This is a genomic window from Hydrogenophaga pseudoflava (genome assembly GCF_004353865.1).
In the GTDB taxonomy this organism is placed as follows: Bacteria; Pseudomonadota; Gammaproteobacteria; order Burkholderiales; family Burkholderiaceae_C; genus Hydrogenophaga; species Hydrogenophaga pseudoflava.
The window spans coordinates 1,840,346-1,862,309 of sequence record NZ_CP037867.1 but is presented as its reverse complement, the minus strand read 5'-3'; the positions used below and the strand labels follow the sequence as shown (position 1 = coordinate 1,862,309).

20 protein-coding genes and 1 pseudogene are annotated in these 21,964 nt (G+C 69.1%); 15 read left to right on the top strand and 6 right to left on the bottom strand.

The annotated features are described in order from the left end of the window. Positions 1 to 160 precede the first annotated feature (160 nt). Positions 161 to 586, bottom strand: a pseudogene (gene iolB, locus HPF_RS09065) (5-deoxy-glucuronate isomerase); the annotation flags it as partial. A 46-nt stretch (positions 587 to 632) separates the two neighbouring features. Between iolB and HPF_RS09060 the strand changes: the two are divergent. Beyond that, a complete protein-coding gene (locus HPF_RS09060) occupies positions 633 to 869 on the top strand; it encodes a Gfo/Idh/MocA family oxidoreductase (RefSeq protein ID WP_243721767.1) in 237 nt (78 codons plus the stop codon). Here the strand turns inward: HPF_RS09060 and HPF_RS09055 are convergent. Together HPF_RS09055 and HPF_RS09050 are read right to left on the bottom strand one after the other, a co-directional pair. Beyond that, positions 829 to 1,773 carry an aldose 1-epimerase gene (locus HPF_RS09055; protein ID WP_133156397.1) on the bottom strand — a complete coding sequence of 315 codons (945 nt, stop codon included), beginning with the start codon at positions 1,771 to 1,773 and terminating at the stop codon, positions 829 to 831. The two genes, HPF_RS09060 and HPF_RS09055, sit on opposite strands and share 41 nt — an antisense overlap. Before the next feature lie 30 nt (positions 1,774 to 1,803). Continuing rightward, the gene (locus tag HPF_RS09050; protein WP_133156396.1) at positions 1,804 to 2,736 is read right to left on the bottom strand and encodes an SMP-30/gluconolactonase/LRE family protein; all 933 of its coding nucleotides are present in this window, start codon (positions 2,734 to 2,736) and stop codon (positions 1,804 to 1,806) included. A 98-nt stretch (positions 2,737 to 2,834) separates the two neighbouring features. Between HPF_RS09050 and HPF_RS09045 the strand changes: the two genes are divergently transcribed. Next, positions 2,835 to 3,638, top strand: a complete 804-nt coding sequence (locus tag HPF_RS09045; protein WP_133156395.1) for an SDR family NAD(P)-dependent oxidoreductase — start codon at positions 2,835 to 2,837, stop codon at positions 3,636 to 3,638. 114 nt (positions 3,639 to 3,752) lie between these two features. On the opposite strand, the gene HPF_RS09040 is transcribed toward HPF_RS09045, so the two are convergent. Next, the gene (locus HPF_RS09040) at positions 3,753 to 4,709 is read right to left on the bottom strand and encodes a LysR substrate-binding domain-containing protein (protein WP_133156394.1); all 957 of its coding nucleotides are present in this window, start codon (positions 4,707 to 4,709) and stop codon (positions 3,753 to 3,755) included. A gap of 116 nt (positions 4,710 to 4,825) precedes the next feature. On the opposite strand from HPF_RS09040, the gene HPF_RS09035 reads away from it, so the two are divergent. The 13 genes from HPF_RS09035 to dgoD all read left to right on the top strand — a co-directional run bounded on the left by HPF_RS09035 (position 4,826) and on the right by dgoD (position 20,271). Further along, positions 4,826 to 6,277 (top strand): aldehyde dehydrogenase family protein, encoded by a 1,452-nt coding sequence (locus tag HPF_RS09035; RefSeq protein WP_133156393.1) that lies wholly within the window; start codon positions 4,826 to 4,828, stop codon positions 6,275 to 6,277. A 39-nt stretch (positions 6,278 to 6,316) separates the two neighbouring features. Next, the gene (locus HPF_RS09030) at positions 6,317 to 7,285 is read left to right on the top strand and encodes an ABC transporter substrate-binding protein (RefSeq protein WP_066150787.1); all 969 of its coding nucleotides are present in this window, start codon (positions 6,317 to 6,319) and stop codon (positions 7,283 to 7,285) included. A gap of 87 nt (positions 7,286 to 7,372) precedes the next feature. Continuing rightward, positions 7,373 to 8,419: a multiple monosaccharide ABC transporter substrate-binding protein gene (chvE, locus tag HPF_RS09025; RefSeq protein WP_207959392.1), complete on the top strand. Its 1,047-nt coding sequence runs from the start codon at positions 7,373 to 7,375 to the stop codon at positions 8,417 to 8,419. An 82-nt stretch (positions 8,420 to 8,501) separates the two neighbouring features. After that, a complete protein-coding gene (gene mmsA, locus HPF_RS09020; RefSeq protein ID WP_133158063.1) occupies positions 8,502 to 10,007 on the top strand; it encodes a multiple monosaccharide ABC transporter ATP-binding protein in 1,506 nt (501 codons plus the stop codon). A gap of 5 nt (positions 10,008 to 10,012) precedes the next feature. Further along, positions 10,013 to 11,218: a multiple monosaccharide ABC transporter permease gene (gene mmsB, locus HPF_RS09015; RefSeq protein ID WP_066150778.1), complete on the top strand. Its 1,206-nt coding sequence runs from the start codon at positions 10,013 to 10,015 to the stop codon at positions 11,216 to 11,218. After that, positions 11,215 to 12,741, top strand: coding sequence for a sugar ABC transporter ATP-binding protein (locus HPF_RS09010; RefSeq protein WP_133156391.1), 1,527 nt, complete (start codon positions 11,215 to 11,217; stop codon positions 12,739 to 12,741). The genes mmsB and HPF_RS09010 overlap by 4 nt, the downstream gene beginning before the upstream one ends. Further along, positions 12,734 to 13,780: an ABC transporter permease gene (locus tag HPF_RS09005; RefSeq protein ID WP_133156390.1), complete on the top strand. Its 1,047-nt coding sequence runs from the start codon at positions 12,734 to 12,736 to the stop codon at positions 13,778 to 13,780. Before HPF_RS09010 ends, HPF_RS09005 begins: the two co-directional genes overlap by 8 nt. Beyond that, a complete protein-coding gene (gene yjfF / locus HPF_RS09000) occupies positions 13,777 to 14,769 on the top strand; it encodes a galactofuranose ABC transporter, permease protein YjfF (protein WP_133156389.1) in 993 nt (330 codons plus the stop codon). The genes HPF_RS09005 and yjfF overlap by 4 nt, the downstream gene beginning before the upstream one ends. A 24-nt stretch (positions 14,770 to 14,793) precedes the next feature. Continuing rightward, positions 14,794 to 16,527: an IlvD/Edd family dehydratase gene (locus HPF_RS08995; protein WP_133156388.1), complete on the top strand. Its 1,734-nt coding sequence runs from the start codon at positions 14,794 to 14,796 to the stop codon at positions 16,525 to 16,527. An 8-nt stretch (positions 16,528 to 16,535) separates the two neighbouring features. After that, on the top strand, positions 16,536 to 17,468 hold the full coding sequence (locus tag HPF_RS08990) for a dihydrodipicolinate synthase family protein (RefSeq protein ID WP_133156387.1): 933 nt from the start codon (positions 16,536 to 16,538) through the stop codon (positions 17,466 to 17,468). A 1-nt stretch (position 17,469) separates the two neighbouring features. After that, positions 17,470 to 18,468 carry a 2-dehydro-3-deoxygalactonokinase gene (locus HPF_RS08985; protein ID WP_133156386.1) on the top strand — a complete coding sequence of 333 codons (999 nt, stop codon included), beginning with the start codon at positions 17,470 to 17,472 and terminating at the stop codon, positions 18,466 to 18,468. Further along, the gene (locus HPF_RS08980) at positions 18,465 to 19,109 is read left to right on the top strand and encodes a 2-dehydro-3-deoxy-6-phosphogalactonate aldolase (protein WP_133156385.1); all 645 of its coding nucleotides are present in this window, start codon (positions 18,465 to 18,467) and stop codon (positions 19,107 to 19,109) included. The genes HPF_RS08985 and HPF_RS08980 overlap by 4 nt, the downstream gene beginning before the upstream one ends. 13 nt (positions 19,110 to 19,122) lie before the next feature. Beyond that, positions 19,123 to 20,271, top strand: coding sequence for a galactonate dehydratase (gene dgoD / locus HPF_RS08975; protein WP_133156384.1), 1,149 nt, complete (start codon positions 19,123 to 19,125; stop codon positions 20,269 to 20,271). A gap of 21 nt (positions 20,272 to 20,292) precedes the next feature. Here dgoD and HPF_RS08970 read toward each other — a convergent pair whose 3' ends face one another. Next, positions 20,293 to 20,934 (bottom strand): hypothetical protein, encoded by a 642-nt coding sequence (locus HPF_RS08970; protein WP_133156383.1) that lies wholly within the window; start codon positions 20,932 to 20,934, stop codon positions 20,293 to 20,295. 2 nt (positions 20,935 to 20,936) lie between these two features. Further along, positions 20,937 to 21,959 carry an MlaD family protein gene (locus tag HPF_RS08965; RefSeq protein ID WP_066150751.1) on the bottom strand — a complete coding sequence of 341 codons (1,023 nt, stop codon included), beginning with the start codon at positions 21,957 to 21,959 and terminating at the stop codon, positions 20,937 to 20,939. Positions 21,960 to 21,964: the final 5 nt, after the last annotated feature.

Sequence of the window (21,964 nt, the reverse complement as noted above, 5' to 3'; positions counted from 1 at the left end):
TGCCCTTGGCGTGCAGACACGCACGCCGGAGAGAGGGGCAGTCCTTCCAGCGCACGCCGTGGAACCGGCTTTGCCGGGCCACTGGCGTGGTCCCCCATCCAAGCGCCGAAGGCGCGCCAGAGAGGGGGGAAGCCGCGTCAGCGGCGCAGGGGGGTGATCCCTATTTCAACATCCACTCATGTTGGGGGTCGTTCTTGAACACCCAGAAGCGGTTCGGCCCCGCCATCACGTTGAGGTAGTACAGGTCGTAGCCGTGGGGCGCCACCACCGGGTGGTAACCGCGCGGCACCATCACCACGTCGTGGTCTTCGACCGCACAGGCCTCGTCCAGGCTGCGGTCGTCGGTGTAGACGCGCTGGAAGGCAAAGCCCTGCGGCGGGTTGAGACGGTGGTAGTAGGTCTCTTCCAGCTGGGTTTCGGTGGGCGGCGTTTCCTGGTCGTGCTTGTGCGGCGGGTAGCTGCTCGAATGGCTGGCCGGCGTCATCACCTCCACCACCAGCAGGTGCGCCGCGGTCGGGTCGTCGTGCGGCAGGATGTCGCAGACATAGCGCGTGTTCGTGCCCTTGCCGCGCACGCTGCGCTTCATCTCCACCACCGAGGTGATCGGCACAGCCGGCACGCTGCAGGTGGGCATGGGCGCGCACCTGAGCCGCGTGCAGTACCGCGATGCAAACGGCGTGGGCCACCGCGCCCTGCCGGATTTCTTCGCGCGCTTCGGCGACGCCTTCCGGCTGGAGATGGAGGCCTTCGTGGCGGCCTGCCGCGGCGAGCGCCCGGCGCCGCTGACGCTGAATGACGCGACCGAGGCCACGCGCATCGGCCAGGCGATCACGCAGTCGCTGCGGACCAGTCTGCCGGTGAGCTGCTGAAGCGCCACTCCACCACCAGCGCCATGGACCGGCCCGGCGCGACCTCGGTCCAGCCGGGCTGGCCGGGCAAATGCGCGGCGTCGATGGGGTGGCTGATCGGCTCGAAGCAGAACACCGGCGGTTCGGCCGGCGCGTAGAGCAGGCAGTCCGGGCGCGCCTGCGAGCCGTCGGGCAGCGTCAGCGTGCTGTGCATGCGCAGCGCCAGGTCGCGCTCGGGCCATTCGATCAGCGCGGCGCCGTCCCAGCCACCGAACCCGTTGTCGATCACAAGCCGGTCCACCCGCGCGCCCTGGCCCAGGTTCCAGCCTTCGGGGAAGTCGGCGGTGTAGCCGGTGGGAATCTTGTCGGGACGGGCCAGCCACACGCCGCCCACGCGGGCGCTCAGGCGGCACGCGGGTGTGCGCGTGAACCAGGGGTGCTGGGCCAGGCCGAAGGGCAGCGGATGTTCGCCCCGGTTGGTCACGCTCAGCGACTGCACCATGCCCCCGTCGACCAGGGTGAAGGACTGGCTGGCCTCGTAGTGGTACGGGCTGCCGCCAAAGCCGGCGCTGCGCAGTTGCATCTGCACGCCGTCCTCGCTGGAACGGGTCAGCTGCCAGGGCTGCAGCCAGCCGTCGCCATGGATCGGGTACGGGTCGTCGGGCGTGTTGGGCGCCAGCGCATGGAAGCGCCCGGCGTGCTCGAAGCCGCCGCCGCTGATGCGGTTGGACCAGGGCAGCAGCGGGTAGCTGGCCAGCGCCTGCATGCGCGGGGTGCGGCCGTCCCACGCCCGCCAGAGGTCGACCGGCTCGCCACCGCGCACCCACTGCCAGGCCACGACACCGCCGCCGGCACCGGGCATCACCGCCAGCCGCTGCGCGTGCTGCTCGATCCAGTGCACACCGCCAAAACTCTGTTCGCCCATGGTCTGCTCCTGTGGTGGGTGCGTTGAAGATCAGCCCGCGAAGGGCGATGCGGGCAGGCCCGCCACACCCGGCCGCACGGCGAACAGGCCGCCGGCCAGCGGCTCGCGGGCCAGCGCCGCCTCGTCCAGGCTGAAGCGCGCGGAGGTGATGAACAGGGTCGAGAGGTCCGGCCCGCCGAAGGTGCATGAGGTCACCTGGCTCACCGGCAGGTGCACCCGCGCCAGCTCCTGCGCGGTGTCGGGGTCGTGGCAGGTGACGCAGCCGCCGCCCCAGTGGCAGATCCACACCCGCCCCAGCGCATCGGTGGTCATGCCGTCGGGCACGCCGTCCTCGGGCGCGAACTGCAGCCAGAGGCGGCGCCCGCCGATCTCGCCGGTGTCGGGATCGCTGTCGTAGGCCAGCACCTGGCCGTTGACGGTGTCGTTGAACAGCATGGTCCGGCCCTGGGCGATCCAGGTCGGGCCATTGGTGACGGCGAAGCCTTCGTCCATGCGCGCCCAGGCGCCGTCGGCCCCGACGCGGTAGAGCGAGCCGGTGGGCAGCGCGCAGCCGAAGTCCATGCTGCCCATCCACCAGCGCCCTGCGGCGTCGCAGCGGGCGTCGTTGAAGCGGTTGCCGCTGCGTTCGGGTTCGGGCTGGCACAGGTAGCGCGGCGGCACGCCCGGCTGGTCGGGGTTCCAGAACGCCGGCCCCCGGCGCAGCGCGATCGCCAGGCCCTCGCCGGTGCGGCGCTCGGCCAGTGCGGACACCTCCTCGTCAAAGGTCCAGCTCTGCTGCGCGCCGGTGGCGGGGTCGAGCCGGTGGATGTGGCGCGAGAGGATGTCGACCCAGAACAGGCACCGCCGGCTCACCGACCAGAGCCCGCCCTCGCCCAGCACCGCCGACGCCGGCCAGAGGCAGCGCACCTCGTCGGTCACCTGAAAGGGCTCGCGGTGGGCGGGTACGGAAGGCAGGCGCGGCATGGTGTCTCCAGAGGGCGGGGCTTGACGTTGGGCGCATTATGCGTTCAGATTGATATCTGTTTGATTGCAATTTTGATTTTTCAGATATCTGTTTATATATGTCACTCACCAACAACCCCGACGTCCCCGCGGCCAACCCGCAGGCCGCCCGCTACCCCAGCCTGCAGGGCCGCCGGGTGTTCGTCACCGGTGGCGCCACCGGCATCGGTGCCGCGGTCGTGGCGGCCCTGGCCCGCCAGGGCGCCCAGGTCGCCTTCGTCGATGTGGCGGCGTCCGCCGCCGAAGCACTCTCGCAGCAACTGGCCGACGAGGGGCACGCCCGCCCCTGGTGGCGCGCGGTCGACGTCAAGGACATCGCCGCGCTGCAGGCCGCCATCGCGGACGCGGCGGCCGCCCTGGGCGACTTCGGCGTGCTGGTCAACAACGTGGCCAGCGACGACCGCCACCGCCTGGAAGACCTCACCCCCGCCTACTTCGACGAGCGCATGGCCATCAACCAGCGCCCCGCCCTGTTCGCGGTGCAGTCGGTGGTGCCCGGCATGCGCCGCCTGGGCGGCGGCTCGGTGATCAACTTCGGCTCCATCGGCTGGCAGACCAAGAACCCGGACTACCCCTGCTACGCCATCGCCAAGTCGTCGGTGAACGGGCTCACCCGCGGGCTGGCCGCCTCGCTGGGCAAGGACCACATCCGCGTCAACACCATCACCCCGGGCTGGGTGATGACCGAGCGGCAGGTGCGGCTGTGGCTGGACGCCGCGGGCGAACAGGAGATTGCGCGCAACCAGTGCCTGCCCGACCAGCTGCGGCCGGACCACGTGGCCAGCATGGTGCTGTTCCTGGCGGCCGACGATTCGGCGATGTGCACCGCGCAGGAGTTTGTCGTGGACGGCGGCTGGACCTGAAGCGATGCCCCCTTCCAGGGGCACCGAGGAACCGGCTCCGCCGGGCCTCTGGTGCCGTCCCCCTCCCGCCGAAGGCGAGAGAGGGGGAAGACGCGAAGCGGCGCAGGGGGTGCATCAGGCGGACAGCCTGATGCCATACTGCGTCAGACAGGTCTGCTTGAGCGCCTTCATCATCACCTTGGCGCCGGGCGAGAGCAGGCGGTCGGTGCGGGTGATGAGGCCGAAGGCGTCCATGTGGCAGGGCATGTCCATGGGCAGCACGCTCAGCAGCCCGTGCGAGGCGTAGTAGTTCGCCACCTCGCTCGCCACCACGCCCACCATGTCGCTCTGCTGCAGCATGCGCGTCATGAACAGCAGGGCCGAGGTCTCGATGGTGTTGATCGGCGGGCTCAGGCCCTCCTGCTGGAACATCAGGTCGAAGCGGTGGCGCAGCACGCTGCCGGCCGGCGGCACGATCCAGCCCGCGCCGTGCACGTCGCGCAGGCCCAGGTTGCTCACCCCCATCAGCGGATGCCCCGGGCGCGTCACGGCGGACACCAGCTCCCCGGTCAGCGGCTCGTAGGCCAGGTTGCCCTTGTCGTGTTCGGCGAACAGGCGCCCCACCACGATGTCCAGCTTGCCCTGTTCCAGCCGGTCCAGCAGCACCGGGCTGGTCTCGATCTCCAGCGAAATCCGCAGATTGGGGTGCTCCTGCTTGACCAGGGCCACCGCCGGCGGCAGCAGGCTCAGGCCGGGCGAGGTGATGGCGCCGATGCCCACCTGGCCGAAATGACCGCTCTTGAGCGCCAACAGCTCATCGTGCGCCTGGTTCAGGCTGGCCAGCGCCATGCGCGCGTGGCGGATCATGGTCTCGCCGCACCAGGTGGGGCTCATGCCCCGGGGCAGGCGCTCGAACAGCGGCACGCCCAGCACCTCCTCCAGGTCCTTGAGCAGCTTGGACGCGGCCGGCTGGGTCATGCTCAGCACCTGGGCCGCGCGGTGGATGTTGCCCTCCTCGGCCAGGGCCACCAGCAGCAGCAGCTGGCGGGTCTTGAGCCGGGCACGGATGAACCAGTGGTTGTAGTTGCTCATCGGGGGTTTTCGAGAATGCCAAGAAAGATATCAATTTTGTCTGAAAAACGATTGGATTGATATTAAAAACGCTTCTAGACTGCCGGCCAACGTCACCACTGGGCATCAGCAAGCACATGAAACTCGGCGAGATCCGGCACCAGCCGCGGCACCTGATCAATGGCCGCTGGGTCAGCGGTGCCACCACCGGCATCAGCGTCAACCCCTCGGACACGCGGGAGGTGGTGGCCGAGTTCGCCCGCGCCGACCGCAACCAGACCGAACTGGCGATCGCCGCCGCGGCCGACGCCCTGCCGCAGTGGAGCCTGAGCACCCCGCAGCGCCGCGCCGACGCACTGGACCTGGCCGGCAGCGAACTGCTGGCGCGCAAGGAGGAGTTGGGCGAGCTGCTGGCGCGCGAAGAAGGCAAGACCCTGCCCGAGGCCATCGCCGAGGTGGCGCGGGCCGGCAACATCTTCAAGTTCTTCGCCGGCGAGGCGCTGCGCATCGGCGGCGAGACCCTGGCCTCGGTGCGCCCCGGGGTGCAGGTCGACATCACCCGCGAGCCGGTCGGTGTGGTCGCGGTGATCGCGCCCTGGAACTTCCCTTTCGCGATTCCCGCCTGGAAGATCGCGCCGGCCCTGGCCTATGGCAACACCGTGGTGTTCAAGCCGGCCGAACTGGTGCCCACCTGTGGCTGGGCGCTGGCCGAAATCCTCAGCCGCTGCGGCCTGCCCGCCGGCACCTTCAACCTCATCATGGGCAGCGGCCGCGAGGTCGGCCAGACCCTGGTGGAGCACCCGCGGGTGAACGCGGTCAGCTTCACCGGTTCGGTGTCCACCGGGCGCCGCATCCTCACGGCCACCGCCGCGCGCCAGGCCAAGGTGCAGCTGGAGATGGGCGGCAAGAACCCGCTGATCGTGCTGGCCGACGCCGATCTGGACCAGGCGGTGGACTGCGCGCTGCAGGGTTCGTACTTCTCCACCGGCCAGCGCTGCACCGCGTCCAGCCGCCTGATCGTCGAAGCCCCGGTGCACGACGCCTTCGTGGCCCGGCTGACCCAGCGCCTGACCGCGCTGAAGGTGGGCCACGCGCTGACCCGCGGCACCGAGATGGGCCCGGTGGTCGACGGCGCCCAGCTGGAGCAGAACCTGTCCTACATGGCGATTGGCGCGGACGAAGGCGCCCAGCACGTCTTCGGCGGCGAGCGCCTGGACCGCGAGACCCCCGGCCACTACATGAGCCCCGCGCTGTGGCTGGCCGAACCCGGGCACCGCATCGCCCGCGAAGAAATCTTCGGTCCCATCGCCTGCGTTCTGCGGGCCGACGACTACGGGCACGCGCTCGAACTGGCGAACGACACGCCGTTCGGTCTGTGTGCCGGCCTCTGTACCACCTCGCTCAAGCACGCGATGCACTTCCGTCGCCACGCGCAGGTGGGCATGACCATGGTGAACCTGCCGACCGCCGGCGTGGATTTCCATGTTCCGTTCGGCGGACGCAAGGACTCCAGCCACGGATCCCGGGAACAAGGCCGCTACGCGGCGGAGTTCTACACCACCGTCAAGACCAGTTACATGCTGGCCTGACCTTTCGCTTCAACCAACCAGAGACAGGAGACAGACAACATGAAACAACTGCAACGCCGCACCCTGGTGACCGCACTGGCCGCCGCCCCCGTGGCCCTGATGCTGCCGGGTGGCGCCTTCGCGCAGAAGCCCATCGTGCTGGGCTTCAGCCAGATCGGGGCCGAGTCGGAGTGGCGCACCGCCAACTCCGAGTCGATCAAGTCCTCGGCCAAGGAAGCCGGCATCGAACTGAAGTTCGCCGACGCCCAGCAGAAGCAGGAGAACCAGATCAAGGCCATCCGCTCCTTCATCGCCCAGAAGGTCGACGTGATCGCCTTCTCGCCGGTGGTGGAAAGCGGCTGGGGCGCCGTGCTGCGCGAGGCCAAGGCCGCCAAGATCCCGGTCATCCTGACCGACCGCGCCGTCAACGAAAAGGACGAGTCGCTGTGGGTGAGCTTCATGGGTTCGGACTTCGTGGAAGAAGGCCGCAAGGCCGGTCGCTGGCTGGTCGAGAAGATGAAGGACCAGAAGGGCGAGGTCAACATCGTCGAGCTGCAGGGCACCGTGGGTTCGGCGCCGGCCATCGACCGCAAGAAGGGCTTCGAGGAAATCATCAAGGCCGATCCGAAGTTCAAGATCATCCGCAGCCAGACCGGCGACTTCACCCGCGCCAAGGGCAAGGAAGTGATGGAAGCCTTCCTGAAGGCCGAGGGCAAGAAGATCAACGTGCTCTACGCGCACAACGACGACATGGCCATTGGCGCGATCCAGGCCATCGAAGAAGCCGGCATGAAACCTGCCAAGGACATCGTGATCATCTCCATCGACGCCGTGAAGGGCGCCTTCGAAGCCATGATCGCCGGCAAGCTCAACGTCAGCGTCGAATGCAGCCCGCTGCTCGGCCCGCAGCTGATGCAGGCCGTCAAGGACCTCAAGGCTGGCAAGACGCTGCCGCGCCGCATCGTGACCGAAGAAGGCATCTTCCCGATGGAGACCGCCGCCGCCGAGTTCCCCAAGCGCAAGTACTGATCCCCCACAACAACCAGACCGCCGCGCGGACCACCGCGCGGCACCACCCCCGAGGAGACCCACTTGAACACCCCCAACCGCCGCCACGTGCTTTGCACCGTCGCGCTGGCCGCTGCGGCCTTCACCACCGGCGCTTTCGCGCAGGACAAAGGCACCATCGGCATCTCCATGCCCACCAAGTCGTCCGCGCGCTGGATCGCCGACGGTGACAACATGGTCAAGGTCCTCAAGGACCGCGGCTACAAGACCGACCTGCAGTACGCCGAGGACGACATCCCGAACCAGCTGGCGCAGATCGAGAACATGATCACCAAGGGCGTGAAGGTGCTGGTGATCGCCTCCATCGACGGCACCACGCTGTCCAAGGCGCTGCAGAACGCGGCCGACAAGGGCGTCAAGGTCATCGCCTACGACCGCCTGATCAAGGGCAGCAAGAACGTCGACTACTACGCCACCTTCGACAACTTCCAGGTCGGCGTGCAGCAGGCCACCTCCATCGTCGACAAGCTCGGCCTCAAGCAGGGCAAGGGCCCGTTCAACATCGAGCTGTTCGGCGGTTCGCCCGACGACAACAACGCCTTCTTCTTCTACGACGGCGCCATGAGCGTGCTCAAACCCTACATCGACAGCGGCAAGCTGGTGGTGCGCAGCAAGCAAATGGGCATGGACAAGGTCGGCACGCTGCGCTGGGACGGCGCCGTGGCCCAGGCCCGCATGGACAACCTGCTCTCGGCCTTCTACGGCAAGGACAAGGTGCACGCGGTGCTGAGCCCGTACGACGGCCTGTCCATCGGCATCCTGTCCTCGCTCAAGGGCGTGGGCTACTGCACGGCGCAACAGCCCTGCCCCGTCGTCAGCGGCCAGGACGCCGAGATCCCCTCGGTCAAGTCCATCCTGAAGGGCGAGCAGTACTCGACCATCTTCAAGGACACGCGCGAGCTGGCCAAGGTCACGGCCAACATGGTGGACGCGACGCTCACGGGCAAGCAGCCCGAGATCAACGACACCAAGACCTACAACAACGGCGTGAAGGTGGTGCCCAGCTACCTGCTCAAGCCGGTGCCGGTCGACGCGAGCAACTGGAAGAAGGTGCTGGTGGACAGCGGCTACTACAAGGAATCGCAGCTCAAGTGAGTGGTCTGCTGCCGGGAGCCTGACCGACAGGGCTCCCGGCCCCCTGTGTACCGAGGAATCCGCCTTGCAAACCCTTCTGGAAATGCGGTCCATCCGCAAGACCTTCCCCGGCGTGGTCGCGCTCAACCATGTCAATCTGCGCGTGCGCGCCGGCGAAATCCATGCCCTGGTGGGCGAAAACGGCGCCGGCAAGTCCACGCTCATGAAAGTGCTCTCGGGCGTCTACCCCTCGGGCAGCTACACCGGCCAGATCCTGTTCGACGGCCAGGAGCGCCACTTCGGAGGCATCCACGACAGCGAGCAGCTGGGCATCATCATCATTCACCAGGAGCTGGCCCTGGTGCCGCTGCTGTCGATCACCGAGAACGTGTTCCTGGGCAACGAGATCGCGCACCGTGGCGTGATCGACTGGATGGCCGCGCACCGCCAGACGCAGGAGCTGCTGCGCAAGGTGGGCCTGAGAGAGTCGCCCTCGACCCGCATCACCGATCTGGGCGTGGGCAAGCAGCAGCTGGTGGAGATCGCCAAGGCGCTGTCCAAGCAGGTCAGGCTGCTGATCCTGGACGAGCCCACCGCCAGCCTGAACGAAAACGACAGCCAGGCCCTGCTGGACCTGCTGCTCGAACTCAAGGCCCAGGGCATCACCTGCATCCTGATTTCCCACAAGCTCAACGAGATCGCCCGCGTGGCCGACTCGGTGACCATCCTGCGCGATGGCAGCACGGTGGAGACCATCGACTGCCAGGGCGCGCCCGTCAGCGAAGACCGCGTGATCCGCGGCATGGTGGGCCGCGAGATGGCCGACCGCTACCCGCGCCGCACGCCCGACATCGGCGAGACGGTGTTCGAGGTGCGCGATTGGCGGGTGCACCACCCGCAGCACGCGGACCGTGAAGTGATCAAGGGCGTGGACCTGCAGGTGCGGCGCGGCGAGATCGTCGGCATCGCCGGCCTCATGGGCGCCGGCCGCACCGAGTTCGCCATGAGCGTGTTCGGCCGCGCCTGGGGCCAGCGCATCAGCGGCGAGGTGCGGCTGCACGGCAAGCCCATCGACGTGAGCACCGTCGGCAAGGCGGTCGCGCACGGCCTGGCCTACGTGACCGAAGACCGCAAGGGCAACGGCCTGGTGCTGGCCGAAGACATCCAGTTCAACACCTCGCTGGCCCGCCTGGAGGCCGTCTCGCGCGCCGGCGTCATCGACGACGGACGCGAGTACAGCGTGGCCCAGGGCTACCGCGAGAAGCTGCGCATCCGCTGCTCGGGCGTGGGCCAGAAGACGGTCAACCTCTCCGGCGGCAACCAGCAGAAGGTGGTGCTGAGCAAATGGCTCTTCACCGAACCCGAGGTGCTCATCCTCGACGAGCCCACGCGCGGCATCGACGTAGGCGCCAAGTACGAGATCTACACCCTCATCGCCCAGCTCGCGGCCGAGGGCAAGTGCGTGATCGTGATCTCTTCCGAAATGCCCGAGCTGCTGGGCCTGTCCGACCGCATCTATGTGATGAACGAAGGCCGCTTCGTCGCCGAGATGCCGGTCGCCGAGGCCTCGCAGGAAAAGATCATGCGCGCCATCGTGACCAGCCACTGAACCCCATGGAACAACAACACTCCCCCGCAGCCCTTGCGGCGCCGTCCGACAGCCGCCCCGTGCTGGACTTCCTCAAGCACAACTTCCGCGAGTACGGCATGCTGATCTCGCTGGTCGCGATCATGGCCTTCTTCCAGGTCATGACCGACGGCACGCTGATGCAGCCGCTGAACCTGACCAACCTGGTGCTGCAGAACAGCTACATCGTCATCATGGCGCTGGGCATGCTGCTGGTCATCGTGGCCGGCCACATCGACCTCTCGGTGGGCTCGGTCTGCGGCTTCATCGGCGCGCTGGCCGCCGTGCTGATGGTCAGCTACGAGTGGCACTTCGTGCCCGCCTCGCTGGTGTGCCTGCTGGTCGGCGGCGTGATCGGCGGTGCGCAGGGCTGGTTCGTGGCCTTCTTCCGCATCCCCTCCTTCATCGTCACCCTGGCCGGCATGCTGGTGTTCAAGGGCCTGGCGCTGGCGCTGCTGCAGGGCCAGTCCATCGGACCCTTCCCCGAGGAGTTCCAGATGCTCAGCTCCGGCTTCATCCCGGACCTGTTCAGCGGCGAAAACCTGCGCCTGACCTCGCTGCTGATCGGCGTGGCCGCCGCCGCGCTGCTGGCCCTGTCCAGCCTGCGCGCGCGCAACAACCAACTGCGGCACGGCATCGAGACCGAACCCTTCGGCCTGTTCGCGCTCAAGCTGGCCGTGTTCGCGGGTCTGCTGGTGTTCTTCAGCTACATGCTGGCCTCGTACAAGGGCCTGCCCAATGTGCTGGTGGTGATGGCGCTGCTGATCGTGGCCTTCGACTTCCTCACGGCGCGCACCATCGTGGGCCGCCGCATCTACGCCCTGGGGGGCAACGAGAAGGCGGCCAAGCTCTCGGGCATCAAGACCGAGCGGCTGACGTTCGCCACCTTCGTCACCATGGGCGTGCTGGCCGCGCTGGCCGGCCTGGTGTTCGCCGCGCGCCTGAACACCGCCACACCCAAGGCCGGCCTGGGTTTCGAGCTGGACGTGATCGCGGCCTGCTTCATCGGCGGTGCCTCCGCCTCGGGCGGCGTGGGCAAGGTGATGGGCGCGGTGATCGGCGCCTTCATCATGGGCGTGATGAACAACGGCATGTCCATCATGGGCATCGGCATCGACTACCAGCAGGTCATCAAGGGCCTGGTGCTGCTGGCCGCCGTGTTTGTCGACGTCTACAACAAGAACAAGTCATGAGCAGCGCCACCACTTCTCCGGTGCTGCAGCTCTCGGGCGTGGGCATGCGCTTCGGGCGCGTCCACGTGCTGCAGGACGCCCAGCTGCGCCTGTTCCCCGGCGAGGTCCATGCGCTGATGGGCCAGAACGGCGCCGGCAAGTCGACCCTGATCAAGGTGCTGACCGGCGTGGTCACGCCCGTGGCCGGCCAGATGCGCCTGGGCGACGACACGGGCTGGCCCGCGTCGCCGCTGCACGCGCAGCAGCAGGGCATCAGCACGGTCTACCAGGAGGTCAACCTCTGCCCCAACCTCACGGTGGCCGAGAACATCTTCGCCGGCCGCTACCCGCGCCACCCGGCGTGGCAGGGCCGACGCATCGACTGGGCCGCCACGCGCGAAGGTGCCCGCCGCCTGCTGGCGCGTGTGGGCCTGGACATCGACGTCACCCGGCGGCTCTCGGACTACCCGGTGGCCATCCAGCAGCTGGTGGCGATTGCGCGCGCCCTGGGCATCGACGCCCGCGTGCTGATCCTGGACGAACCCACCTCCAGCCTGGACGACGACGAGGTCAAGGGCCTGTTCCAGGTGCTGCGGCGCCTGCGCGAGGAAGGCCTGGCCATCCTGTTCGTCACCCACTTCCTGGACCAGGTCTACGCCATCTCCGACCGCATCACCGTGCTGCGCAACGGCCGCTGGATCGGCGAATGGACAACCCGCGAACTGCCGGCTCAGGCCCTGATCGAGGCCATGGTGGGCCGCGAGATGGGCCCGGCCACGGCGCCCGCCGCCGCCAGCGAAGCATCGGCCAGCGACACCCCGGCCCTGCTGCAGACCGAGGGCCTGGCGCGCGCGGGCAGCATCCAGCCGACCGACCTGGTCATCCGACCCGGCGAGGTGCTGGGCATCGCCGGCCTGCTGGGCGCGGGCCGCACCGAGCTGGCGCGCCTGCTGTTCGGCCTGGACAGCCCCGACGCCGGGATGCTGCGCATCGACGGCGAGGTGGTGCGCTTTTCCAACCCGGTCGACGCCATCGCGCGCGGCCTGGCCATGTGCCCCGAAGAGCGCAAGACCGAAGGCATCTTTGCCGACCTCTCGGTGCGCGAGAACATCGCCATCGCGCTGCAGGCCATGCGCGGCCTGCGCCGCCCGCTGCCACTGGCCGAGCAGCGCGAGATGGCCGATCGCTACATCGCGCTGCTGGGCATCCGCACGCCGGGCGCCGAGACGCCGGTGGGCCAGCTCTCGGGCGGCAACCAGCAGAAGGTGGTGATCGCCCGCTGGCTGGCCACAACGCCGCGCCTGCTGATCCTGGACGAGCCCACACGCGGCATCGACGTGGCGGCCAAGCAGGAAATCATGGACCAGATCCTGCGCCTGGCCGCGCAGGGCATGGCGGTGGTCTTCATCTCGTCCGAGATGAGCGAGGTGGTCCGGGTGTCGCAGCGCATCCTGGTCCTTCGCGACCGCCGCCCCATCGGCGAGCTGCCTGCGGGCAGCAGCGAAGACGCCGTGTACGAACTGATTGCCGACGAACATGTCTGAAACCCCCTCTCGTGTAAATGCCCTGCTGGGCCACCGCCTCACCTGGCCGCTGGTCACGCTGGCCCTGCTGCTGCTGGTCAACGTGGTCGCGAACGAGCGCTTCCTGCACATCGAGTGGCGCGACGGCCACCTCTACGGCAGCCTCATCGACATCCTCAACCGCGCGGCGCCGCTGATCCTGGTCTCGCTGGGCATGACCCTGGTGATCGCGATGCGCGGCATCGACATCTCGGTCGGCGCCGTGGTCGCGATCTCGGCCGCCGTGGCCGCCTGGATGATCGGCGGCTCGGTCGACGGCGCCACCACGCGGCTGCCGCTGGGCGTGGCCATCACCGGCGCGCTGGCCGTGGCCATGCTGTGCGGGCTGTGGAACGGCGCGCTGGTGGCCGGCATCGGCATGCAGCCCATCATCGCCACGCTGATCCTGATGGTGGCGGGCCGCGGCATCGCCCAGCTCATCACCGACGGCCAGATCATCACCATCTACTACCAGCCCTACTTCTTCATCGGGGGTGGTTACCTGCTGGGCCTGCCCTTCTCGCTCTACGTCTGGCTTGGCGTGCTGGCCTTGCTGGCCGGGCTGCTCTACAAGACGCCGCTGGGCGTGTTCGTGCAGGCGGTGGGCGTCAACCCGGCGGCGGCGCGCGTGGCCGGCATCCGCGCGCGGCAGCTGACCCTGGCCGCCTATGTGTTCTGCGGCTTCTGCGCCGGCGTGGCCGGCCTGCTGATCAGCTCCAACGTCAAGAGCGCCGACGGCAACAACGCCGGCCAGCTGATGGAGCTGGACGCCATCCTGGCCGTCACCCTGGGCGGCACCTCGCTGGCCGGTGGCCGCTTCAGCCTGCTGGGCACGCTGATCGGCGCGCTCATCATCCAGACCCTCACCTACGCGATCTACTCGCTGGGCGTGCCGCCCGAGATCAACCTGGTGGTCAAGGCCGCGGTGGTGTTCGTGGTGATGCTGCTGCAGTCGCCCGAGTTCCGTGCCCAGGTGTGGGCACTGGCCCGCCGCCCCTCGCTGCCTGGAGGTGCCGCATGAGCGCCACGCCGAGCACCCTGGGCCGCCTGGACCTGCGCTTCCTGCCGCTGGCCGCGACGGTGGGCCTGTTCCTGCTGATGGGGCTGGCCGGTTCGCTGAGCTACACCGGCTTCTTCTCGGCGCAGGTGTTCCTCAACCTGCTGATCGACAACGCCTTCCTGCTCATCGTGGCGGTGGGCATGACCTTCGTCATCCTCAGTGGCGGCATCGACCTCTCGGTGGGTTCGGTGGTCGCGCTCTCGACCATGGTGCTGGCCACCCTGATCGAACACCACGGCTGGTCACCGCTGCCCGCCATCGGCGTGGTGCTGGTGATGGGCGTCTCTTTCGGCGCCTTCATGGGCTTCCTGATCGAGCGCTTCCGGCTGCAGCCCTTCATCGTCACGCTGGCGGGCATGTTCCTGGCGCGCGGCCTGTGCTACCTGATCAGCATCGACTCGATCAGCATCGGCAACGAGGCCTATTCGAACCTCGCCTACTGGCGGCTGGAACTGGCCGAGGGCGCCTCGATCAGCCTGGGCGCGCTGATCGCGATTGCCTGCCTGGCGCTGGCCCTGTTCGCGGCCCACAGCAGCACCTTCGGCCGCACGGTCTACGCCATCGGCGGCAGCGAACACTCGGCCATCCTCATGGGCCTGCCGGTGCGGCGCACCCTGGTCGGCGTCTACGCGGTCTCGGGCCTGTGCGCGGCTCTCGGCGGCGTGGTCTTCACCTTCTACACGCTGTCGGGCTACGGCCTGCACGCTGTCGGCATGGAGCTGGACGCGATCGCCGCCGTGGTCATCGGCGGCACGCTGCTGACCGGCGGCGTGGGCTACGTCTTCGGCACGCTGTTCGGCGTGCTCACCCTGGGCCTGATCCAGACCCTCATCACCTTCGACGGCACGCTCAGCTCCTGGTGGACGCGCATCGTCGTCGGCCTGCTGCTGTTCCTGTTCTGCCTGCTGCAGCGCCTCATGGTGCGCCGCCCCGGCGCAGGCTCCCACTAAACCCCCACCCCACCGCACACCACCATGTCCGACAAACCACGCAAGCTGCGCTCCACCGAATGGTTCGGCAGCGCCGACAAGAACGGCTTCATGTACCGCAGCTGGATGAAGAACCAGGGCATCCCCGACCACGCGTTCGACGGCCGCCCCATCATCGGCATCTGCAACACCTGGTCCGAGCTGACGCCCTGCAACGCGCACTTCCGCAAGCTGGCCGAACACGTCAAGAAGGGCGTGCTGGAAGCCGGCGGCTACCCGGTCGAGTTCCCGGTGTTCTCCAACGGCGAGTCCAACCTGCGCCCCACCGCCATGCTCACGCGCAACCTGGCGTCGATGGACGTGGAGGAAGCGATCCGCGGCAACCCCATCGACGCGGTGGTGCTGCTGGTGGGCTGCGACAAGACCACGCCCGCGCTGCTGATGGGCGCGGCCAGCTGCGACGTGCCGGCCATCGTGGTCACCGGCGGCCCCATGCTCAACGGCAAGCTCGAAGGCAAGAACATCGGCTCGGGCACGGCCGTGTGGCAGCTGCACGAATCGCTCAAGGCCGGCGAGATCAACATGCACCAGTTCCTCGCGGCCGAAGGCGGCATGTCGCGCTCGGCCGGCACCTGCAACACCATGGGAACGGCCTCCACCATGGCCTGCATGGCCGAGGCACTGGGCACCTCGCTGCCGCACAACGCCGCCATCCCGGCGGTCGACGCGCGCCGCTACGTGCTGGCCCACATGTCGGGCCGGCGCATCGTCGAGATGGCGCACGAAGACCTGCGCCTGTCCAAGATCCTCACGCGCGAGGCGTTCGAGAACGCCATCCGCACCAACGCCGCCATCGGCGGTTCGACCAACGCGGTGATCCACCTCAAGGCGATTGCCGGGCGCATCGGCGTGGAGCTGGAGCTGGACGACTGGACCCGCATCGGCAAGGGCACGCCCACCGTGGTCGACCTGCAGCCCTCGGGCCGCTTCCTGATGGAGGAGTTCTATTACGCCGGTGGCCTGCCGGCCGTGCTGCGTCGGCTGGGTGAAGCCAAGCTGCTGCCGCACCCGGACGCGCTCACCGTGAACGGCAAGAGCCTGTGGGAGAACGTGGCCGACGCGCCGCAGTACAACGACGAGGTCATCCGCCCGCTGGACAAGCCGCTGGTGCCCGACGGTGGCATCTGCGTGCTGCGCGGCAACCTCGCGCCGCGCGGCGCCGTGCTCAAGCCCTCGGCCGCCTCGCCCCACCTGCTGCAACACCGCGGCCGCGCGGTGGTGTTCGAGAACCTGGAGCACTACAAGGAGCGCATCGTCGACGAAGACCTGGACATCGACGAGACCTGCGTGATGGTGCTCAAGAACTGCGGCCCCATGGGCTACCCCGGCATGGCCGAGGTGGGCAACATGGGCCTGCCGCCCAAGCTGCTGCGCCGGGGCATCAAGGACATGGTGCGCATCTCCGACGCCCGCATGAGCGGCACCGCCTACGGCACCGTGGTGCTGCACGTGGCGCCCGAGGCCGCGGCCGGCGGCCCGCTGGCCGCCGTGCGCGACGGCGACTTCATCGAGCTCGACTGCACCACCGGCCGCCTGCACCTGGACATCAGCGACGAAGAACTGGCCACCCGCCTGGCCCAGGTCACGCCGCCGGAGCACGCGATGAAGGGCGGCTACCAGCGCCTCTACGTCAACCACGTGCTGCAGGCCGACCAGGGCTGCGACTTCGAATTCCTCGTCGGCTGCCGCGGTTCCGCGGTGCCCCGCCATTCGCATTGAGAGAGACCATGACCGCTTCCGCCCGTGCGCCGCGCTACCGCGGCATCTTCCCGGTGGTGCCCACCACCTTCACCGAATCCGGCGAACTCGACCTGGACAGCCAGAAGCGCTGCCTCGATTTCATGATCGACGCCGGCGTCGACGGCCTGTGCATCCTGGCCAACTTCTCCGAGCAGTTTTCCCTCTCGGACGACGAACGCGAAGTCCTCACGCGCACCTGCCTGGAACACGTGGCCGGCCGCGTGCCGGTGATCGTGACCACCACCCACTACGGCACCAGCGTCTGCGCGGCCCGCAGCCGCCGCGCGCAGGACATGGGCGCGGCCATGGTGATGATCATGCCACCCTACCATGGTGCCACCTTCCGCGTGCCCGAGGCTCAGATCTTCGAGTTCTACGACCGCGTGTCCGACGCCATCGGCATCCCGATCATGGTGCAGGACGCGCCGGCCAGCGGCACGGTGCTCTCGGCCCCGTTCCTCGCGCGCATGGCGGAACAGATCGAGCACCTGGCCTACTTCAAGATCGAGGTGCCGGGTGCGGCCAGCAAGCTGCGCGAGCTGATCCGCCTGGGCGGCGACGCCATCGAAGGACCGTGGGACGGCGAGGAAGCCATCACCCTGCTGGCCGACCTGGACGCGGGTGCCACCGGCGCCATGACCGGCGGCGCCTTTCCCGACGGCATCCGCCCCATCATCGAGGCGCACCGCAGCGGCGACATGGACCAGGCCTTCGCGCTCTACCAGCGCTGGCTGCCGCTGATCAACCACGAGAACCGCCAGGGCGGCATCCTGACCGCCAAGGCGCTGATGAAGGAAGGCGGCGTGATCGCCTGCGAGGCCGGGCGCCACCCCTTCCCGCCCATGCACCCCGAGGTGCGGCGCGGCCTGATCGACATCGCGCGCCGCCTTGATCCCCTCGTGCTCCGCTGGGGACGGTGAGATGCACGCCGCCCTGGCCAGCCCTCCTGCGCTGTTCGCTCTCGACTGGGGCACCAGCTCGCTGCGCGCCTACGCCCTGGGCCCAGGCGGCCAGGTGCTGGCTACCCGCCGCAGCGAACACGGTGTGATGAACCTGCCGGCCGGTGCCGGCATCGCCACGCCCGCGGAGGCCTTCGAGGCGGCGCTGCAGGGGTTGTGCGGCGACTGGCTGGCGGCCCACGCAGACACGCCGCTGATCGCCTGCGGCATGGTGGGCAGCGCCCAGGGCTGGCGCGAGGCGCGCTACCAACCCCTGCCGGCCCGCGCCAGCGAACTGGCCACGGCCATGACCGTCATCGCACGCCCGGGCGGCGAACCCCTGCACGTGGTGCCGGGCCTGCTGCAATCCGGCGAACTACCCAATGTGATGCGCGGTGAAGAGACCCAGATCGCCGGCGTGCTCCAGAGCCTGGCCGACGAGGGCCGCGCGCCGCAGCGCCTGCTGGTCGGACTGCCGGGCACCCACACCAAGTGGGCCTGGGTCGAGGACGGCGCCGTCGTGCGCTTCGAGACTTTCATGACCGGCGAGGTGTACGCCGCGCTGTCGCAGCACACCATCCTGGGCCGCACCATGGTGATGGGCGCGCCGCACGACGAACCCGCCTTCGCGCGCGGCCTGCGCGTGGCGCGCTCGCCCCTGGGCGCGCTGGGCGTGCTGTCCACCGTGTTCAGCGTGCGCACCCTGGGCCTCACCGGCCAGCTGACCGGCCGCGCCCAGCCCGACTACCTCTCGGGCCTGCTGATCGGGCACGAGGTGGCGGCGCTGGCACCCGCGCTGCAGGACCGCACCCCGGTGGTGCTGTGCGGCGAGCCGCTGCTGTGCGTGCGCTACGCCACCGCGCTGGAAGCACAGGGCCATCCGGCACCCGAAATCCGCTCCGGCGTCACACCGCTGGGCCTGTGGCGCATCGCGCAGGCCGCCGGTCTGGCCGTCCCCACCCCTGTCCGCCGTTCCGCATGACCCCCTCTTCCCTGTTCCGCCAGACCCTCTCCACCCACGGATTGATCGCCATCCTGCGCGGCCTGCGGCCCGAGGAAGCGCGCGACATCGGCCTGGCCCTGCACGGCGCCGGCATCCGCCTGATCGAAGTGCCGCTGAACTCGCCCGATCCGCTGCAAAGCATCCGCATCCTGCGCGAGGCCCTGCCGGGCAACACCCTGGTGGGCGCCGGCACGGTGCTGCAGCCCGAAGCCTGCGCGCAGATCGCCGCGGCCGGTGGCCAGCTGGTGGTGATGCCGCACAGCGACCCAGCCGTCATTCGTGCGGCCAAGGCCCTGGACCTGGCCTGCGCACCCGGCGTGGCCACGCCCACCGAAGCCTTCGCCGCGCTGGCCGCAGGCGCCGACGTGCTCAAGATGTTCCCGGCCGAGACCCTCGGCCCCACGGGCCTGAAGGCCTGGCGTGCGGTGCTCACGCCACCGGTGGCCATCGCGCCGGTGGGCGGCATCACACCGGACGCGATCCAACCCTACCTCGCGGCCGGCGCCTCCGGCTTCGGTCTGGGCAGCGCGCTCTACCGGGCCGGCGACGACGCCGCCACCGTGGCGCAGCGGGCCACCGCCTTCGTCCGCGCCTGGCAGCAGGCCAACGCCGCCGTCTGATTCATCGCCCCTCATGAAAATCACCCGCCTCACCACCTTCATCGTCCCGCCGCGCTGGTGCTTCCTCAAAATCGAAACCGACGAGGGCATCGACGGCTGGGGCGAGCCGGTGCTCGAAGGCCGCGCCCACACCGTCTTCGCCATGGTCGATGAGCTGGCCGATTACCTCATCGGCAAGGACCCCCGCCAGATCGAGGACCACTGGACCGTGATGTACCGCGCCGGCTTCTACCGCGGCGGCGGCATCCACATGAGCGCGCTCGCCGGCATCGACCAGGCCTTGTGGGACATCAAGGGCAAGGCGCTGGGCGTGAGCGTCTCGGACCTGCTGGGCGGCCAGGTGCGCGACCGCATTCGCGTCTACAGCTGGATCGGCGGCGACCGCCCGGCCGACACCGCCGCTGCCGCGCAGGCGGCCGTGGCGCGCGGCTTCACCGCGGTCAAGATGAACGGCACCGAAGAGCTGCAGTTCATCGACAGCCACGACAAGGTCGAGCGCTGCCTGGCCAACGTGGCCGCGGTGCGCGAGGCCGTGGGGCCGAACGTGGGCATCGGCGTGGACTTCCACGGCCGGGTGCACAAGCCCATGGCCAAGGTGCTGCTGCGCGAGCTGGCGCCCTACAACCTCATGTTCGTCGAGGAGCCGGTGCTCAGCGAACAACACGAGGCGCTCAAGGAACTGGCCCATGTGGCCACCATGCCCATCGCGCTGGGCGAGCGGCTGTACTCGCGCTGGGACTTCAAGCGCATCCTGTCCGAAGGCTATGTGGACATCGTCCAGCCCGACCCTTCACATGCCGGCGGCATCACCGAAACGCGCAAGATCGCGGCCATGGCCGAGGCCTACGACGTCGCGCTGGCACTGCACTGCCCGCTCGGCCCCATCGCCCTGGCGGCCAACCTGCAGATCGACGCGGGCTGCTACAACGCCTTCATCCAGGAGCAGAGCCTGGGCATTCACTACAACCAGGCCAACGACCTGCTGGACTACGTGAACAACCGCGAGGTGTTCGCCTACGAGGACGGCATGGTGAAGATTCCCACCGGCCCGGGCCTGGGCATCGAGGTCAACGAGGCCTATGTGCGCGAACGCGCGGCCGAGGGCCACCGCTGGCGCAACCCGGTCTGGCGCCACAAGGACGGCAGCTTCGCGGAGTGGTGAGACCGCGGCGCTGACAGGCGTTCAGGGCGCCAGCAGCTGGATGCGCCGCTGGATGCGCGCCGCCTCGTCCGCAGCGCCCGCGGTCTGGGCCTGTCGCAGCTGCACGCCCAGCCAGGCCAGCACCGGCCGGCGCCAGCCGCGCTGCGAAGCGGTTTCCACCGCGTCCGCCACCACCGCCGGTGACGCGGCCCCGCGCTGCAGCAGCACACCGGCCGCGATCAGGCGCGACAGCGGGTCCTCGATGTCGCCCAGGCTGGCCGGCGCGGTGCCCACCAGACCGCGGTGCGCGGGCGGCAGCAGCGCCGCATCGGCGGCCGTCGCCTGGCCGGCCAGGTAGCGCGCATAGGCCTGCTCGGCGGGTGCGGCGTCGGCAACCAGCGCCTCGTAACCCGCGCAGGGCTCGAACACCAGCGCCGCCACGCGGGTGGCGCAGCGCGTCAGCTCCAGCCGCGCCAGCAGCGCCGGTTGCGCGGTGCGCGCCACCTCGCCGCGCGCGCGCAGGAACTCCACCTCTTCCACCTTGGTGTTGCCGCTGAGCCAGGCCTCGGCCGCGCGCTCGGCGCTGCTTTTGGCGTTCATCTGCCAGTCGGGCGGCGGCGGCGCGCTGCTGCAGGCCACCAGGAGCGAGGCACAGCAGAGCCAGAGGGCGCTTCGAAGTGTCATGTTCATTTGAGCTGGATTTCGGCGTCGCGCTTGAGCGGCCACAGGCGGTTGACCTCGTTGATCAGCGACTCCACCTTGCGCAGGCTGGCGTCGACCTCGGCGCGCAGCAGGTGCAGGTCGGTGGTGGCCTCGCGGGTGTTGGCGGTGATGGCCTGCGCGTCCACCAGCAGCTTGTCCACCTTCTGCAGGCTCACGCGCGCGTCCGCCAGCAGGCCGTCGAGCTGCTTCACCGTGCCGCGCGCGTCCTGCACCAGGCCACCCTGCGCGGTGCCGCCGGGGCCGGCACCCTGGCCGAACACCTGCTTGTCGGCGTTGGCCACCAGGCTGTCGAGCCGGCCGGTGAGCTGGTCCACCCGCGCCAGCAGCGTGTTGGCCCGGTCGATGGCCTCGACCACCTTCTTCGCATCCGCCTCGTTGCCGAACAGCGCGCCCATCGCCCCCTGCGGCCCGTTGAGCTTCGCCGCCGTGCCCTGCAGGTGCACCAGGCTCTGTGGCAGCGGCGCGTCGGCGTTGGTCAGGGCATTGAGGTTGCCAATCAACTCCTTGATGGACGCCACGATGCCCGGGATCTCGGCCGCCGCGTCGCCGCTGAGCACCTGGCGCACCGCGCCGTCTTCCAGCGGTGGATCGGTCAGCACGCCGCTGAAGGCCTTGATCTTGGTGCCGCCCACCAGGGCCTTCTCCATGGTGAAGATGCTGGAGCTGCGCAGCCACTTCGCATCCTTCACCGGCACGTCCACCAAGATCTGCACATTGCCGTCCTCGGCCAGTTCGATGCGCCCCACGCGGCCGATGGGAAAACCGGCGAAGGTGAGGTTCATGCCCACCGACACCCCTTCCGAGTCGGGCGCCACCAGCACCAGCCGCTGGGTGCGCTCAAAGGCGCCGCGCGCGTAGGCCACGTACAGCGCCGAGCCCACCACCAGCAACAGCAGGAAAGCGAGCAGCAGCGCCGCCTTGAACTCCAGGTTCTTCACCGGAGGCGGCGTGGGCTCCGGCGGCGGGACATGGTCGGCAGGGTTCATCGTTG

Excerpts from the sequence above, each read along its gene's own strand:
- HPF_RS08985 (WP_133156386.1), top strand. The coding sequence starts at position 17,470 with ATGCACGCCGCCCTGGCCAGCCCTCCTGCGCTGTTCGCTCTCGACTGG.
- mmsA (WP_133158063.1), top strand. The coding sequence starts at position 8,502 with ATGCGGTCCATCCGCAAGACCTTCCCCGGCGTGGTCGCGCTCAACCAT.
- dgoD (WP_133156384.1), top strand. The coding sequence starts at position 19,123 with ATGAAAATCACCCGCCTCACCACCTTCATCGTCCCGCCGCGCTGGTGC.
- HPF_RS09040 (WP_133156394.1), bottom strand. The coding sequence starts at position 4,709 with ATGAGCAACTACAACCACTGGTTCATCCGTGCCCGGCTCAAGACCCGC.
- HPF_RS09035 (WP_133156393.1), top strand. The coding sequence starts at position 4,826 with ATGAAACTCGGCGAGATCCGGCACCAGCCGCGGCACCTGATCAATGGC.
- HPF_RS09060 (WP_243721767.1), top strand. The coding sequence starts at position 633 with ATGGGCGCGCACCTGAGCCGCGTGCAGTACCGCGATGCAAACGGCGTG.
- HPF_RS09010 (WP_133156391.1), top strand. The coding sequence starts at position 11,215 with ATGAGCAGCGCCACCACTTCTCCGGTGCTGCAGCTCTCGGGCGTGGGC.
- HPF_RS09055 (WP_133156397.1), bottom strand. The coding sequence starts at position 1,773 with ATGGGCGAACAGAGTTTTGGCGGTGTGCACTGGATCGAGCAGCACGCG.
- HPF_RS08965 (WP_066150751.1), bottom strand. The coding sequence starts at position 21,959 with ATGAACCCTGCCGACCATGTCCCGCCGCCGGAGCCCACGCCGCCTCCG.
- HPF_RS08980 (WP_133156385.1), top strand. The coding sequence starts at position 18,465 with ATGACCCCCTCTTCCCTGTTCCGCCAGACCCTCTCCACCCACGGATTG.
- HPF_RS08970 (WP_133156383.1), bottom strand. The coding sequence starts at position 20,934 with ATGACACTTCGAAGCGCCCTCTGGCTCTGCTGTGCCTCGCTCCTGGTG.
- HPF_RS08995 (WP_133156388.1), top strand. The coding sequence starts at position 14,794 with ATGTCCGACAAACCACGCAAGCTGCGCTCCACCGAATGGTTCGGCAGC.
- yjfF (WP_133156389.1), top strand. The coding sequence starts at position 13,777 with ATGAGCGCCACGCCGAGCACCCTGGGCCGCCTGGACCTGCGCTTCCTG.
- HPF_RS09050 (WP_133156396.1), bottom strand. The coding sequence starts at position 2,736 with ATGCCGCGCCTGCCTTCCGTACCCGCCCACCGCGAGCCCTTTCAGGTG.
- mmsB (WP_066150778.1), top strand. The coding sequence starts at position 10,013 with ATGGAACAACAACACTCCCCCGCAGCCCTTGCGGCGCCGTCCGACAGC.
- HPF_RS09030 (WP_066150787.1), top strand. The coding sequence starts at position 6,317 with ATGAAACAACTGCAACGCCGCACCCTGGTGACCGCACTGGCCGCCGCC.
- HPF_RS09005 (WP_133156390.1), top strand. The coding sequence starts at position 12,734 with ATGTCTGAAACCCCCTCTCGTGTAAATGCCCTGCTGGGCCACCGCCTC.
- HPF_RS08990 (WP_133156387.1), top strand. The coding sequence starts at position 16,536 with ATGACCGCTTCCGCCCGTGCGCCGCGCTACCGCGGCATCTTCCCGGTG.
- HPF_RS09045 (WP_133156395.1), top strand. The coding sequence starts at position 2,835 with ATGTCACTCACCAACAACCCCGACGTCCCCGCGGCCAACCCGCAGGCC.